General features: G+C 58.4%; 13 protein-coding genes. 9 read left to right on the forward strand and 4 right to left on the reverse strand.

Annotated features, from left to right (window positions below; all coding sequences use genetic code 11):
• Nucleotides 1-17 precede the first annotated feature (17 nt).
• Both FHW76_RS11585 and hslJ read left to right on the forward strand, forming a co-directional pair.
• Nucleotides 18-1,007, forward strand: coding sequence for a 2-hydroxyacid dehydrogenase (locus FHW76_RS11585; protein ID WP_008805143.1), 990 nt, complete (start codon nt 18-20; stop codon nt 1,005-1,007).
• Between the two features lie 122 nt (nt 1,008-1,129).
• Entirely contained in the window at nt 1,130-1,570 is a 441-nt protein-coding gene (gene hslJ / locus FHW76_RS11590; protein WP_008805144.1) for a heat shock protein HslJ, read from the forward strand.
• 45 nt (nt 1,571-1,615) lie between these two features.
• Here the strand turns inward: hslJ and FHW76_RS11595 are convergent, their stop codons facing one another.
• The gene (locus FHW76_RS11595; protein ID WP_008805145.1) at nt 1,616-1,879 is read right to left on the reverse strand and encodes a DUF333 domain-containing protein; all 264 of its coding nucleotides are present in this window, start codon (nt 1,877-1,879) and stop codon (nt 1,616-1,618) included.
• 362 nt (nt 1,880-2,241) lie between these two features.
• On the opposite strand from FHW76_RS11595, the gene nifJ reads away from it, so the two are divergent.
• The 5 genes from nifJ (at nt 2,242) to ttcA (ending at nt 9,291) form a co-directional block, all read left to right on the forward strand.
• Nucleotides 2,242-5,769 (forward strand): pyruvate:ferredoxin (flavodoxin) oxidoreductase, encoded by a 3,528-nt coding sequence (nifJ, locus tag FHW76_RS11600; RefSeq protein WP_183476709.1) that lies wholly within the window; start codon nt 2,242-2,244, stop codon nt 5,767-5,769.
• 358 nt (nt 5,770-6,127) lie between these two features.
• Entirely contained in the window at nt 6,128-7,252 is a 1,125-nt protein-coding gene (gene ompK37, locus FHW76_RS11605) for a porin OmpK37 (RefSeq protein ID WP_016160893.1), read from the forward strand.
• Between the two features lie 142 nt (nt 7,253-7,394).
• The gene (locus tag FHW76_RS11610) at nt 7,395-7,607 is read left to right on the forward strand and encodes a KTSC domain-containing protein (RefSeq protein ID WP_008805148.1); all 213 of its coding nucleotides are present in this window, start codon (nt 7,395-7,397) and stop codon (nt 7,605-7,607) included.
• A gap of 82 nt (nt 7,608-7,689) precedes the next feature.
• Complete coding sequence (gene uspF, locus FHW76_RS11615; RefSeq protein ID WP_008805149.1) at nt 7,690-8,124, forward strand: universal stress protein UspF; 435 nt, start codon at nt 7,690-7,692, stop codon at nt 8,122-8,124.
• Between the two features lie 231 nt (nt 8,125-8,355).
• Complete coding sequence (ttcA, locus tag FHW76_RS11620; protein ID WP_008805150.1) at nt 8,356-9,291, forward strand: tRNA 2-thiocytidine(32) synthetase TtcA; 936 nt, start codon at nt 8,356-8,358, stop codon at nt 9,289-9,291.
• Between the two features lie 45 nt (nt 9,292-9,336).
• Here the strand turns inward: ttcA and dbpA are convergent, their stop codons facing one another.
• The 3 genes from dbpA to zntB all read right to left on the reverse strand — a co-directional run bounded on the left by dbpA (nt 9,337) and on the right by zntB (nt 12,222).
• On the reverse strand, nt 9,337-10,713 hold the full coding sequence (dbpA, locus tag FHW76_RS11625) for an ATP-dependent RNA helicase DbpA (RefSeq protein ID WP_032732890.1): 1,377 nt from the start codon (nt 10,711-10,713) through the stop codon (nt 9,337-9,339).
• A 14-nt stretch (nt 10,714-10,727) separates the two neighbouring features.
• A complete protein-coding gene (locus tag FHW76_RS26590) occupies nt 10,728-10,904 on the reverse strand; it encodes a hypothetical protein (RefSeq protein WP_369707647.1) in 177 nt (58 codons plus the stop codon).
• Between the two features lie 334 nt (nt 10,905-11,238).
• A complete protein-coding gene (gene zntB / locus FHW76_RS11630) occupies nt 11,239-12,222 on the reverse strand; it encodes a zinc transporter ZntB (RefSeq protein ID WP_008805152.1) in 984 nt (327 codons plus the stop codon).
• Nucleotides 12,223-12,500: 278 nt separating this feature from the next.
• On the opposite strand from zntB, the gene FHW76_RS11635 reads away from it, so the two are divergent.
• Both FHW76_RS11635 and FHW76_RS11640 read left to right on the forward strand, forming a co-directional pair.
• Entirely contained in the window at nt 12,501-13,244 is a 744-nt protein-coding gene (locus tag FHW76_RS11635; RefSeq protein WP_012541956.1) for a DeoR/GlpR family DNA-binding transcription regulator, read from the forward strand.
• A complete protein-coding gene (locus tag FHW76_RS11640) occupies nt 13,207-14,325 on the forward strand; it encodes an oxidoreductase (protein WP_072274385.1) in 1,119 nt (372 codons plus the stop codon). The genes FHW76_RS11635 and FHW76_RS11640 overlap by 38 nt, the downstream gene beginning before the upstream one ends.
• Nucleotides 14,326-14,514 lie beyond the last annotated feature (189 nt).

Raw genomic sequence — 14,514 nt, forward strand, 5'->3', positions numbered from 1 at the left:
CACTGGAGAAAAGTCTTATGAAAATCGCGGTTTACAGTACGAAGCAGTACGATAAAAAGTACCTGCAGCACGTGAATGATACCTACGGCTTTGAACTGGAATTCTTCGACTTCCTGCTGACAGCGAAGACCGCCAAAACCGCCAACGGTTGCGAAGCGGTGTGTATCTTCGTCAATGACGACGGCAGCCGCCCGGTGCTGGAAGAGCTGAAGGCCCACGGCGTGAAGTATATCGCTCTGCGCTGCGCCGGATTTAACAACGTCGACCTCGAGGCGGCAAAGGAGCTTGGCCTGCGCGTGGTCCGCGTCCCGGCGTACTCGCCGGAAGCCGTCGCTGAGCATGCGATCGGTATGATGATGTCGCTCAACCGTCGCATCCACCGCGCCTATCAGCGTACCCGTGATGCCAACTTCTCCCTCGAAGGCCTCACCGGTTTCACCATGTACGGTAAAACCGCCGGGGTGATCGGCACCGGGAAAATTGGCGTGGCGATGCTGCGGATCCTCAAAGGTTTCGGCATGCGCCTGCTGGCGTTCGACCCGTACCCAAGCGCCGCCGCGCTGGAGCTGGGGGTGGAATATGTCGACCTCGCTACACTGTACAAGGAGTCGGACGTGATCTCCCTGCACTGCCCGCTGACCGACGAAAACTACCATCTGCTCAATCGCGAGGCGTTTGACCAGATGAAGGACGGGGTGATGGTGATTAACACCAGCCGCGGCGCGCTGATCGACTCCCAGGCGGCCATCGACGCCCTGAAGCACCAGAAAATTGGCGCGCTGGGGCTGGATGTTTATGAGAACGAACGCGATCTGTTCTTTGAAGACAAATCCAACGATGTGATCCAGGACGACGTTTTCCGCCGCCTCTCCGCCTGTCACAACGTGCTGTTCACCGGCCACCAGGCGTTCCTCACCGCTGAGGCGCTGATCAGCATTTCGGAGACCACCCTGGGCAACCTGCAGCAGGTCGCAAACGGCGAAACCTGCCCGAACGCCATCGTCTGATTCCTTTCCCTTTTGTGCTCCTCTCCCGGGGGGAGCACATTCAGATAATCCCCACAGATCCCCGCTGCGATACCGTTACACTGGCTTGGTTTTATTAGAAATGTGAATGTTTTGGAGTGAAAATGAACAAATTGGCGGCGCTACTGGCGGCAGGTATGCTGTTGTCCGGCTGTGTCTATAACAGTAAGGTGTCCACCGGCGCGGAACAGCTGCAGCATCATCGCTTCGTGCTGACCAGCGTCAACGGCCAGGCGGTCAACGCCGGCGACCGGCCGCTGGAGCTGAGCTTCGGCGAGAAGATGGCTATTACGGGCAAGATGTATGTTTCGGGCAATATGTGCAACGGTTTTAGCGGGGAAGGCAAGGTGTCGGACGGCGAGCTGAAGGTGAAGTCGCTGGCGATGACCCGGATGCTGTGCCACGATGCCCAGCTTAATACCCTTGACGCGACGATCGGCAAGATGTTGCGCGAAGGCGCGCAGGTCGATCTGACGGAAAACCAGTTGACGCTGGCGACCGCCGACCAGACGCTGGTCTATAAGCTCGCCGACCTGATGCACTAGCCGGCCTTGAGGTGCCGCTGACGCTGCCCCGCGACGGGGCCGCCGTTAGTAGCCGCAGCTGCCGCCCGCCAGCGCCTGCTCGCTGCAGCGTTTGCCGTTCGGCAGCGCGCACATGCCAATCGCCGAACCATCGAGCTGACGAGCCACCGATAACGAGCCGCCTATCATGGCGCAGTTGGCCTGACCGGCGTCGCTCATCGCCGCCCGCATGCCTGGCGTGACGTGCGCCGCCGTGGCCTGCTGAACGGGTTCACTACTGCACGCCGACAGCAACAGCGCCGCACAACCTACTAATATCGCAGCTCGCATTCTCTCTCCCCTCGGAAACGTCTTAAAAAAGCAAACCCCAGAATAATAGGCAGCGTGGCGGGCGGCGTCGAGGGGGGAAGTACGTATTTATGCGCCTCATTAACATTTTCTAGCAAATTTTCGCCGAAAGCTTGATCTGCTCCGGCCTGGTCGCCGGGCGCACGTGATTCGACACTCGGCAGGAAGCCATTTTCTCCGCGAACCATGCAAAATATTGATCTGGTCACGGGTGGCCGGCGCATTGAGGACACAAATGCAAAAATGGCCGCGCCAACGGTTTGCTAAACTACCCCTTATATAATTACAGGGCGCGTCGCGGTTTCACGTGTCCATTCTTTTGCGCAATGTAAGGGTGTCTTCATATGATTACGATTGATGGTAATGGCGCGGTCGCTTCCGTCGCGTTTCGCACCAGTGAAGTTATCGCCATCTACCCGATCACGCCCAGTTCAACGATGGCGGAACAGGCTGACGCCTGGGCCGGCAATGGGCTGAAAAACGTCTGGGGCGATGTTCCCCGGGTAGTCGAAATGCAGTCGGAGGCAGGCGCCATTGGCGCCGTACATGGCGCGCTGCAGACCGGCGCCCTCTCCACCTCCTTTACCTCATCGCAGGGTCTGCTGCTGATGATCCCCACGCTGTACAAACTGGCCGGCCAGCTGATGCCGTTTGTGCTGCACGTCGCCGCCCGCACCGTCGCCACCCACGCGCTATCGATCTTCGGCGATCATTCCGATGTGATGGCCGTGCGGCAGACCGGTTGCGCCATGCTGTGCGCCAGCAGCGTCCAGGAGGCTCAGGATTTTGCGCTGATCTCGCATATCGCCACCCTGCAAAGCCGGGTGCCGTTTATTCATTTCTTTGATGGCTTCCGCACCTCGCACGAAATCAACAAAATCGCCCCGCTGGCGGATGACACCATTCGCTCCCTGCTACCGCAGGATAAAATCGCCGAGCATCGCCAGCGCGCGCTCAATCCGGAACACCCGGTGATCCGCGGAACCTCGGCCAACCCCGACACTTACTTCCAGTCCCGGGAGGCCACCAATCCGTGGTACGACGCGGTCTATAACCATGTTGAGACGGCGATGAACGACTTCGCCGCCGCCACCGGCCGTCAGTACAAACCGTTTGAGTTTTACGGCCACCCGCAGGCAGAGCGCGTGATCGTCATTATGGGTTCGGCCATCGGTACCTGCGAAGAGGTGGTTGATGAACTGCTGAGCCGCGGCGAGAAAGTCGGCGTGCTGAAAGTGCGCCTCTATCGCCCATTCTCCGCCGCCCACCTGCTGGCAGCGCTGCCGGAAAGCGCCCGGGCGGTAGCGGTGCTCGATCGCACCAAAGAGCCTGGCGCGCTTGCCGAGCCGCTGTATCTCGATGTGATGACCGCCCTGGCGGAAGCCTTTAACCGCGGCGAGCGCGAGACGCTGCCGCGCACCATCGGCGGCCGCTATGGCCTCTCCTCCAAGGAGTTCGGCCCGGAATGCGTGCTGGCGGTATTTAGTGAACTGCAGTCCGCTCAGCCGAAGCCACGCTTTACCGTCGGTATCTATGATGACGTGACCAATCTGTCGCTGCCGCTGGGAGAAAATACCCTGCCCGCAGAGGCCAAGCTCGAGGCCCTGTTCTACGGTCTCGGCAGCGATGGCAGCGTGTCAGCCACCAAAAACAACATCAAAATCATCGGGAACTCGACCCCGTGGTTCTCACAGGGCTATTTTGTCTATGACTCGAAGAAAGCGGGCGGCCTCACCGTCTCGCATCTGCGCGTGAGCGAAAAACCGATTCGTTCTTCGTATCTGATTTCGCAGGCTGATTTCGTCGGCTGCCACCAGCTACAGTTTATCGATAAATACCAGATGGCCGAGCGGCTGAAGCCCGGCGGTATTTTCCTGCTCAACACGCCGTACAGCGCCGATGAGGTCTGGTCTCGCCTGCCGCAGGAAGTCCAGGCCACCCTGAATCAGAAAAAAGCGCGTTTTTACGTGGTCAACGCGGCGAAAATCGCCCGCGAGTGCAGCCTCGGCGCGCGCATTAATACCGTGATGCAGATGGCGTTCTTCCATCTCACCCGCATCCTGCCGGGCGACAGCGCGCTGGCGGAACTGCAGGCAGCCATCGCCAAAAGCTACAGCAGCAAAGGCCAGGAGCTGGTGGAACGCAACTGGCAGGCGCTGGCCCTGGCCCGGGAATCGCTGGCGGAAGTGCCGCTCCAGCCAGTGAACGCCAGCAGTCCGAACCGCCCGCCGGTGGTCTCCGACGCCGCGCCGGATTTCGTCAAAACGGTCACCGCCGCGATGCTGGCCGGCCTCGGCGATGCGCTGCCGGTCTCCGCCCTGCCGCCGGACGGCACCTGGCCCATGGGCACCACGCGCTGGGAGAAACGCAATATCGCCGAAGAGATCCCCATCTGGAAGGAAGCGCTGTGTACGCAGTGCAACCACTGCGTCGCCGCCTGCCCGCACTCGGCGATCCGCGCCAAAGTGGTCGCGCCGGAAGAGATGGAGAACGCCCCTGCCAGTCTGCACTCGCTGGACGTCAAATCCCGCGATATGCGCGGACAAAAATACGTTCTGCAGGTCGCCCCGGAAGACTGCACCGGCTGCAACCTGTGCGTTGAAGTGTGCCCGGCGAAAGATCGCCAGAACCCGGAGATCAAGGCTATCAATATGATGTCGCGCCTGGAGCATGTGGAAGAGGAGAAGGTCAATTACGATTACTTCCTCAACCTGCCGGAAATCGACCGCACAAAACTGGAGCGGATAGATATTCGCACCTCGCAGCTGATCAGCCCGCTGTTTGAATACTCCGGTGCCTGCTCCGGCTGTGGCGAAACGCCGTATATCAAACTGCTGACCCAGCTGTATGGCGATCGGATGTTGATTGCCAATGCTACCGGCTGCTCCTCCATTTACGGCGGCAACCTGCCCTCGACGCCGTATACGACCGACGCCAACGGCCGCGGCCCGGCATGGGCCAACTCGCTGTTTGAGGATAACGCTGAATTCGGGCTCGGCTTCCGCTTAACCGTCGACCAGCACCGTCAGCGCGTGATGCGCCTGCTGAGCGAATTTGCCGACAAACTGCCGGCAGAGTTGAACGCGGCGCTGCATGCCGAGGCGACGCCGGAAGTACGCCGCGAACAGGTGGCGGCCCTGCGCCAGGCGCTGGCCGGCGTGGACGGCGCTGAAGAGCTGCTGACCGATGCTGACGCGCTGGTGGAGAAATCCGTCTGGCTGATCGGTGGCGACGGCTGGGCCTACGATATTGGCTTCGGCGGTCTGGATCATGTGCTGAGCCTGACGGAAAACGTCAACATTCTGGTGCTGGATACCCAGTGTTACTCCAACACCGGCGGCCAGGCGTCAAAAGCCACCCCGCTGGGGGCGGTCACTAAGTTTGGCGAACACGGTAAACGCAAGGCGCGCAAAGATCTGGGCGTCAGCATGATGATGTACGGTCATGTCTATGTGGCGCAGATTTCGCTGGGCGCGCAGCTGAACCAGACGGTGAAAGCGATTCAGGAAGCGGAAGCCTATCCGGGACCGTCGCTGATCATCGCCTACAGTCCTTGCGAAGAGCACGGCTACGATCTGGCGCTCAGCCACGATCAGATGCGTCAGCTGACCGCCACTGGATTCTGGCCGCTCTACCGCTTCGACCCGCGTCGCGCTGACGAAGGCAAACTGCCGCTGGCGCTGGATTCTCGTCCGCCGTCCGACACGCTGGCCGAGACGCTGCTCAACGAGCAACGCTTCCGTCGACTGAACGCCCAGCAGCCGGAGGTGGCGGAGCAGTTGTGGAAAGACGCCGCCGCCGATCTGCAGAAACGGTATGACTTCCTCGCCCAGCTGGCCGGCAAAGCGGAGAAATCACCGAGCGAAGGCTAAGGTTATTTTCCATCCTGCAGCCATAAAAAAAGCCCGAACATGTTGTTCGGGCTTGTCGTTTTACCGATAAACAAAATCATTCCGCAGAATGAGACGGCAACAATAAATAATTGGCATGACAATAAAGGCATATAACGTGCGAATAATACGTGATTACCCTGGGCATGTATAATTTTTATTTTGTATATTATCCACGGATATATTCAGCATAATTATCACCATTTCTTTGGTATTATTTATTTTAGATTTTACTTATATCGTAACAATTGAGTCTTACCATATCTCAGACCGCTCCTTTAGCATGAGTTCACTTCCTTCCCGGAAGCTAAAACATAAAAACAGTTAAAGGAATTTCTTCATGAAAAGAAAAGTACTGGCCCTCGTTATTCCGGCTTTATTAGCCGCCGGTGCCGCCCATGCGGCGGAAATTTATAATAAAGACGGAAATAAATTAGATCTCTATGGCAAGGTAGACGGTCTGCACTATTTCTCCAGCGACTCGAAAAAAGACGGCGATCAAACTTATTTGCGTTTCGGCTTTAAAGGCGAAACCCAGATCAACGATATGCTTACCGGCTATGGTCAGTGGGAATATAACGTTCAGGCCAACAACACCGAGAGCTCCAGCGATCAGGCGTGGACCCGTCTGGCATTCGCGGGTATCAAAGTCGGCGATTACGGCTCCTTCGACTACGGTCGTAACTACGGCGTGCTGTACGACGTCGAAGGCTGGACCGATATGCTGCCGGAGTTCGGCGGCGACTCCTACACCTATGCGGATAACTTTATGGCAGGCCGCGCCAACGGCGTCGCGACCTACCGCAACAGCGATTTCTTTGGCCTGGTGGAGGGTCTGAACTTTGCCCTGCAGTATCAGGGTAAAAACGAAGGTCAGAACGCGCAGGATATCAACGTCGGCACCAATAACCGCAGCAGCGACAGCGATGTTCGCTTCGACAATGGCGATGGCTTCGGTCTCTCCACCTCTTATGACTTCGGCATGGGCATCAGCGCGGCAGCGGCCTACACCTCTTCTGACCGTACCAACGATCAGATGACCCAGACCAACGCCCGCGGCGATAAAGCCGAAGCCTGGACCGCCGGCCTGAAGTACGACGCCAACGATATCTACCTGGCGACCATGTACTCAGAAACCCGCAATATGACCCCGTACGGCAATGACGGCGTGGCCAATAAAACGCAAAACTTCGAAGTCACCGCGCAGTATCAGTTCGACTTCGGCCTGCGTCCGGCCATCTCCTACCTGCAGTCCAAAGGCAAAGATCTCTATAATAACGGCCGCTACGCCGATAAAGATCTGGTCAAATATATGGACGTTGGCGCTACCTATTACTTCAACCGTAATATGTCTACCTACGTTGATTACAAAATCAACCTGCTGGATGACAACGACAGCTTCTACAAAGACAACGGTATCTCTACCGACAACATCGTCGCCCTGGGCCTGGTTTACCAGTTCTGATGCGCCAGCCCGCCGGTTCCGGCGGGCTTCTTCCTCCCGCCGTACAGTAGATAAAACAAAACAATATATCCCGCTGGTTAAAATAGCCGTCCATTTAGTGATATAGTCGTGCTCAGTCAGTGCTTGCCCGAGGACGTCCACCATGCATCATCACCCGGTAAAATCATCCCGAATTATCTCTGTCGCCTACGATGACGCCTCCGCCACACTGGAAATCTATTTTTATCACCAGCCGCCGTTGCAATATACCGGCGTGCCACCGCGTATTTTCCGCGATTTTTTACAGGTGGTGTCAAAAGGACGATTTTATGACGGCGTGATCAAAGGGAAATTCCCCGAACGCAAGCCACGTTAATGTCAAAGTGTGACCACGGTCATGATACAAAACGTGCTCTAATGCCGTACAATGTGAGGGGATACTTAAACAGGAGGTTTTTATGAGCAGAATGATTCTTGTCCCTATCGATATCTCTGATAAAGAATTTACTGAACGCATTATCAGTCACGTTGAATCGGAAGCACGGATTGACGACGCCGAGGTCCATTTCCTCTCCGTGATCCCTTCCCTGCCCTATTATGCCTCACTGGGAATGGCTTACACCGCTGAACTGCCGGGTATGGATGAGCTGCGCGAAGGAACGGAAACGCAGCTTAAAGAGATCGCCAAACAATTTTCCATCCCGGAAGATCGGATGCATTTTCACGTCGCCGAAGGGTCGCCAAAAGATAAGATCCTCGCGCTGGCCAAGTCGCTACCCGCCGACCTGGTGATCATCGCGTCGCACCGGCCAGATATCACCACCTATCTGCTGGGCTCCAACGCCGCCGCGGTGGTCCGCCACGCCGAGTGCTCAGTCCTGGTGGTGCGTTAACGCCACAGCCCGCCGCCCGGCGGGCTTTTTATTTCCGCTTACACCGCCTCCGCCTGCCTGCCCGCAGCGGAAAGTGCCGGAAAGATGCTGACATTCTGCCCCTGAATCCGTACCATACACGCCACGGTTGTCTGTCAGACCTCATTAATTGCTACGCGCCAGCGCCACGTTGTCCAGGCTGGCAGAACGCGTGCTCTTCTGATGCCACACTATGAATTGAGCCACTATTACATGCTGCAAAATCAAGAAATCAGTAAAAAAGAAAAATACAACATCGATAAGCTGCAGAAACGTCTGCGCCGCAACGTCGGTGAGGCGATTGCCGACTTCAATATGATTGAAGAGGGCGACCGCATTATGGTTTGTCTTTCTGGCGGCAAGGACAGCTATACCATGCTGGAGATCCTGCGTAATCTGCAGAAAAGCGCGCCCATCTCCTTCTCGCTGGTGGCGGTGAACCTCGATCAGAAACAGCCTGGGTTCCCGGAGCATATTCTGCCGGCGTATCTTGAGCAGCTGGGCGTGGAATACAAGATTGTCGAAGAGAATACCTACGGCATCGTCAAAGAGAAGATCCCGGAAGGGAAAACCACCTGCTCGCTGTGCTCTCGCCTGCGTCGCGGCATCCTCTACCGTACCGCCACCGAGCTCGGGGCGACCAAGATCGCCCTCGGCCATCATCGCGATGACATCCTGCAGACGCTGTTCCTGAATATGTTCTACGGCGGCAAAATGAAAGGGATGCCGCCGAAGCTAATGAGCGACGACGGCAAACACATCGTCATCCGCCCGCTGGCGTACTGCCGCGAAAAGGACATCGAGCGCTTCTCCCAGGCCAAAGGCTTCCCGATTATTCCGTGCAACCTGTGCGGTTCGCAGCCAAATCTGCAGCGTCAGGTGATCGCCGATATGCTCCGCGACTGGGATAAGCGTTATCCTGGGCGCATTGAAACCATGTTCAGCGCGATGCAGAACGTGGTGCCTTCGCATCTGAGCGATGTCAATCTGTTTGATTTTAAAGGTATCACCCACGGCTCCGAGGTGGTGGACGGTGGCGATCTGGCGTTTGACCGGGAAGAGATTCCCCTGCAACCCGCCGGCTGGCAGCCGGAAGAAGAAGACGCCCGTCTCGATGAACTGCGTCTGAACGTGGTGGAAGTGAAGTAACCCTCACGCGTCTCAGGCAGCCGCCTGAGACGCACTAACCTGCCCTTACTTCAGCAGTCGAACGCGGCAGGCTTTGCCCTTAATCTTGCCATTTTGTAACTGCTTATACGCCTTCTGCGCCATATTCTGGCGGATCGCCACATAGACATGAGCCGGATGGACGGTAATTTTGCCGATATCGGCACCGTCAAAACCCATATCCCCGGTCAGGGCTCCCAGCACATCTCCCGGGCGCATTTTCGCCTTTTTACCGCCGTCGATACACAGCGTGGCCATCTCCGCCGTCAGCGGCGCGATGGTGGTGTTGCCCGTCGGCGCCGGCAGCCAGTTCAGGGAAAGCTGCAGCATGTCGGCCAGGATAGTGGCGCGTTGCGCCTCTTCCGGCGCGCAGAAGCTGATGGCCAGCCCTTGTTCGCCGGCGCGGGCGGTACGGCCGATGCGGTGAACATGCACCTCCGGATCCCAGGCCAGCTCGAAGTTCACCACCAGCGCGAGGGATTTGATGTCGAGGCCGCGGGCGGCGACGTCGGTCGCCACCAGAACCCGGACGCTGCCGTTGGCGAAGCGCACCAGCGTCTGATCGCGGTCGCGCTGCTCGAGATCACCGTGCAGCGACAAGGCGCTCTGCCCGGCGGCGTTGAGCGCATCGCAGACCGCCTGGCAATCGCGTTTGGTGTTGCAGAACACCACACAGGATGCGGGTTGATGCTGGCTGAGCAGGCGCTGCAGCAGGGCAATCTTACCGTGGCGGGAAACTTCAAAGAACTGCTGCTCAATCGCCGGGAGCGCATCGACAGTGTCGATCTCAATTGTCTGCGGATTGCGCTGTACCCGGCCGCTGATCGCCGCGATTGCCGCCGGCCAGGTGGCGGAAAACAGCAGGGTCTGCCGGTCAGCCGGCGCGAAGCGGATCACCTCGTCGATGGCGTCGCTGAAGCCCATATCGAGCATGCGGTCCGCTTCATCCATCACCAGGGTCTGCAACGCGTCAAGGGAGACCGTCCCCTTCTGCAGATGATCGAGCAGACGGCCCGGGGTGGCGACGATGATATGCGGGGCGTGCTGGAGTGAATCTCGCTGGGCGCCAAAGGGCTGCCCGCCGCAGAGCATCAGAATCTTGATGTTCGGCAGGCAGCGCGCCAGGCGACGCAGCTCACCGGCAACCTGATCGGCCAGCTCGCGGGTCGGACACAGGACCAGCGACTGGGTTTCAAAGCGCGCCGGATCGATATGCTGCAGCAGACCCAGCCCGAATGCGGCCGTTTTTCCGCTGCCGGTTTTTGCCTGCACGCGCACATCTTTCCCCGCAAGGATCGCCGGCAGGGCGGCGGCCTGAACCGGGGTCATCGACAGATAACCCAGCTCATTAAGGTTGGCTAATTGGGCGGCAGGTAAAACAGTCAGGGTAGAAAAAGCGGTCACAATGTATTCTCGTATTAAAGGACGGACAATCTGCAGGCGCGTATCCTCGCAGATCTCCGCGCCTGATGCGACAATTTAATCGGCTCTTCGTCAGGCGGCGGATCGGGCTGCGGCTGCGGACGCGGTCGTGGGTCGGGTAAAGGAGCCGGATCGTTCGGCTCGGGTGAGATGGGGATAGACTGGGCTGTCAGCCCTGAAGCGTAATGCATAGAGGCCTCCCGGAGAGTAATACGGGCGTACCCGCAGGCTTAACGGCCTGAAGACCGTCGGGTGTCTTAGTAAGCGTAGAAGCTGGTCCGGAGAGCGCAAAAAAAAAGCCGACTCAACAAAGTCGGCGTCGTACGAATCAATTGTGCTATGCAGTAATTCAAAAAAGGAAGTAAGACAATATGGAGCGCAACGCCCATCGCTTGACGTTGCATTCACCTGCGAGAGAGATATTGCCCTGAATGGGTAGGTGGTTTATTGATTTCGCTCAAACATTGCCGGGTTTTCCCGGCAATGCGGCCGCTAAAAGGCGATTCTTTACAACCATTTACTGCGATGTAACCACCACGCAACACCACCGATGACAACAACTAACATCAGGCAGAAGAGGCTAAACCCCAGATGCCAGCTGTTTCCCGGGATCCCGCCAAGGTTGACGCCGAACAGGCCGGTTAAAAAGGTGCTGGGCAGAAACACCATCGCCATCAACGACATTGTATAAGTCCGCCGCGCCAGCGACTCCTGCATAATCTGGGCGATCTCGTCGCTCATGATCGCCGTCCGGGCGATACAGCTGTCGATCTCATCCAGACCGCGCCCCAGCCGCTCAGCGATATCCTGCATCCGCCGCCGCTGATCGTCACTCATCCACGGCAGCCGCTCGCTGGCCAGTCGGGCGTAAACGTCGCGCTGCGGCGCCATATAGCGGCGCATCACAATCAGTTGCTTACGCAGCAGCGCGAGAAAACCCCGCGGTGGCACCTGTTGGTCAAGCAGGTCATCTTCCAGGTCGATAATGCGGTCGTGCAGCTGTTCGATAAACTCGCTGGCATGATCGGTCAGCGCATCGCAGACTTCCACCAGCCAGCTGCCGCCGTCCGTCGGGCCATTGCCCTCCTTCAGGTCACCCAGCACATCGTCCAGCGCCAGCACCTTGCGCTGACGGGTGGAGACGATCAGCCGCTCGTCCATATACAGACGCATCGCCACCAGCTGGTCGGGACGCTCATCGGTACTGCCGTTAATGCAGCGCAGGGTTATCAGCGCCCCGTCGCCGATCCGCGTCACCCGTGGCCGGGTGCTCTCTCCCGCCAGGGCGTCACGCACGTTATTGGGCAGCAACGGGGTGGCCGCCAGCCAGTCGGCGCTGTCGCTGTGGGTATAATTCAGATGCAGCCAGCAGGGCTTGTCTTTGTCGATAATATCGTTATCGGTGAGCGGCTTCACGCCCCCCTGTCCGTCGAGCACCCACGCGAAGATCGCGTCCGGTATTTGCAACTCCGAGCCTTTAATCGCGTCCACTCAACCTCCGTTAATCCATACCTGTCACATTGCGCGCACTCTCTATAAGGTACGCGAAAGCGCGCTTTTTCGCTTTTTATTGCCCAGTAAGTTGGGCTAATAGCTTCATTAAAAAGCGCTTTCGCCCCGGGTCGCGCTGCACTCCTCATTTAACGTTAAAGCGTAGTGAAATCAAGTTCTTCCCGTTTTGCCGATCTCAATGCGTCTTTCTGCGGTTTATTTTGTCACTCATTGCTGTATTATGCTGTTTATTGCGTTAATTTGCGGGGTCACTTGCCATGCATAAGCTCGCCAGACAAAAACACATCCTCGACAGGCTGAGTGAAAACGGCCAGCTAAGCATCAGCGAACTGGTCGAAGGGCTCCAGGTCTCCGCCGATACCATTCGCCGGGATCTGAGCGAGCTGGAAAAACAGGGTGTCCTGCAGAAAAGCCACGGCGGCGCCATCGCTCTTAACGTCCCGGCGATGACGCGCCAGGGTCGAAACGCCCTGCTCCCCCAGACCAAGCAGCGCCTGGGTCAGCAGGTCGCCGCGCGCATCCCCCTCGGCTCGACGCTGTTTCTCGACGCCGGAAGCACGGTGCTGGCGGTCGCCGCTCAGCTTAAAGGGCCGATGACCGTGATCACGCCTTCGCTGGATATCGCCCAGCTGTTTAGCGACCGTACCGATATCCAGCTGATCCTGCTTGGCGGCCAGTGGGACAGTGAACAGCGGCTGTTCGCCGGCAGCGCTACGCTGTCGCTGGTCGCCCGCTACCGGGCCGACATCGCCATTCTCGGCGCCTGCGCGCTTCATGCCGGGCTGGGGCTGAGCGCGAGCCAGGAGGCCGATGCTGACGTGAAGCGCGCCATGCTGGCCGCCAGCGCAGAGCACTGGCTGGTGGCAGACCATACCAAAGTCAACCATTGCGAGCCGTGGCTGGTGGCCGGGCTCAGCGACATTCACCATCTTTTTCTTGATCGTCCCTGGGCTGAGCTGGGGGATGACCCCGCCCTCTCTGTACATATTGCTGACGCTTAACCGCGTGGAGAACCTGATGAGTAACAACACAATAAATATCGCCCTGATTGGCTATGGCTTCGTCGGTAAGACCTTCCACGCGCCGCTTATCCGTTCAGTGCCGGGTCTGAATCTGGCGTTCGTCGCCTCGCGCGATGAAGAGAAAGTCAAACGCGACCTGCCGGATGTCACGGTCATCGCTTCCCCGGAGGCAGCGGTTCAGCATCCGGATGTCGATCTGGTGGTCATCGCCTCCCCCAACGCCACCCACGCGCCGCTGGCCCGCCTGGCGCTGAACGCCGGCAAGCATGTGGTGGTGGATAAACCTTTTACCCTCGATATGCAGGAAGCCCGGGAGCTGATCGCCCTGGCTGAGGAGAAACAGCGCCTGCTCTCGGTCTTCCATAACCGCCGCTGGGACAGCGACTACCAGGGGATCCGTCAGGTCATTGAGCAGGGCGCCATTGGCACGGTGAAACACTTCGAGTCGCATTTTGACCGCTTCCGTCCGGAAGTCCGCGTCCGCTGGCGTGAGCAGAACGTCCCGGGCAGTGGTTTATGGTTCGATCTGGGGCCCCACCTGATCGACCAGGCGCTGCAGCTGTTTGGTTTGCCGCAGTCGGTACAAGGCAATATCGCCACCCTGCGCGACGGCGCGGAGATCAACGACTGGGCGCATGTGGTATTAAACTACCCGGCGCATAAAGCGATCCTGCACTGCAGCATGCTGGTCGCGGGCGGCTCCTCGCGCTTCACCGTGCACGGCGATAAAGGCAGCGTTATCAAAGCGCGGGCCGACCAGCAGGAGAGCCAGCTGCTGGCGGGCGTGGAGCCCGGAAGCGCCGGCTGGGGTCAGGATGATGACAAGCTGGTGATCTATGACGCCTCGCTGCAGGCCCACTCTCAGGCCACTCCGCAGGGCGATCAGCGCCAGTACTATATGCAGATCCGCGACGCGCTGAAGGGTCAGATCGCCAATCCGGTGCCGCCGGTTGAAGCGCTGGCGGTAATGGCCGTTCTGGAAGCGGCGGTGCGCGCTGCAGAAAGCGGCATGGTGCAGACCCTGGACCTGACCGACGACGAGCGCAACGCGCTGCGCTAATCCTGCCTGCTCTCCGGTTATCTGCGCATCCCGCAGGTAACCGGTTCCTCCGATCCATTTCAGAAAAAATCACTACTCGTCCGCAATCTAACCCTCCTTTATCCTGCTTTATAGCGCAAAGCACCGCTGGAAATTTCAGCCAATTGGGAGGAGGATAGAGAGCAGTTCGATCGTGATGAGAAAAGGGTT

The organism is Klebsiella sp. RC2 (assembly GCF_014192815.1).
Lineage (GTDB): Bacteria > Pseudomonadota > Gammaproteobacteria > Enterobacterales > Enterobacteriaceae > Klebsiella > Klebsiella variicola.

Bases quoted from the DNA above. Each gene is read 5' to 3' on its own strand.
- ttcA (WP_008805150.1), top strand. From the start codon at position 8,356: ATGCTGCAAAATCAAGAAATCAGTAAAAAAGAAAAATACAACATCGAT.
- FHW76_RS11610 (WP_008805148.1), top strand. From the start codon at position 7,395: ATGCATCATCACCCGGTAAAATCATCCCGAATTATCTCTGTCGCCTAC.
- uspF (WP_008805149.1), top strand. From the start codon at position 7,690: ATGAGCAGAATGATTCTTGTCCCTATCGATATCTCTGATAAAGAATTT.
- nifJ (WP_183476709.1), top strand. From the start codon at position 2,242: ATGATTACGATTGATGGTAATGGCGCGGTCGCTTCCGTCGCGTTTCGC.
- FHW76_RS11595 (WP_008805145.1), bottom strand. From the start codon at position 1,879: ATGCGAGCTGCGATATTAGTAGGTTGTGCGGCGCTGTTGCTGTCGGCG.
- ompK37 (WP_016160893.1), top strand. From the start codon at position 6,128: ATGAAAAGAAAAGTACTGGCCCTCGTTATTCCGGCTTTATTAGCCGCC.
- FHW76_RS11635 (WP_012541956.1), top strand. From the start codon at position 12,501: ATGCATAAGCTCGCCAGACAAAAACACATCCTCGACAGGCTGAGTGAA.
- FHW76_RS11640 (WP_072274385.1), top strand. From the start codon at position 13,207: ATGACCCCGCCCTCTCTGTACATATTGCTGACGCTTAACCGCGTGGAG.
- hslJ (WP_008805144.1), top strand. From the start codon at position 1,130: ATGAACAAATTGGCGGCGCTACTGGCGGCAGGTATGCTGTTGTCCGGC.
- FHW76_RS11585 (WP_008805143.1), top strand. From the start codon at position 18: ATGAAAATCGCGGTTTACAGTACGAAGCAGTACGATAAAAAGTACCTG.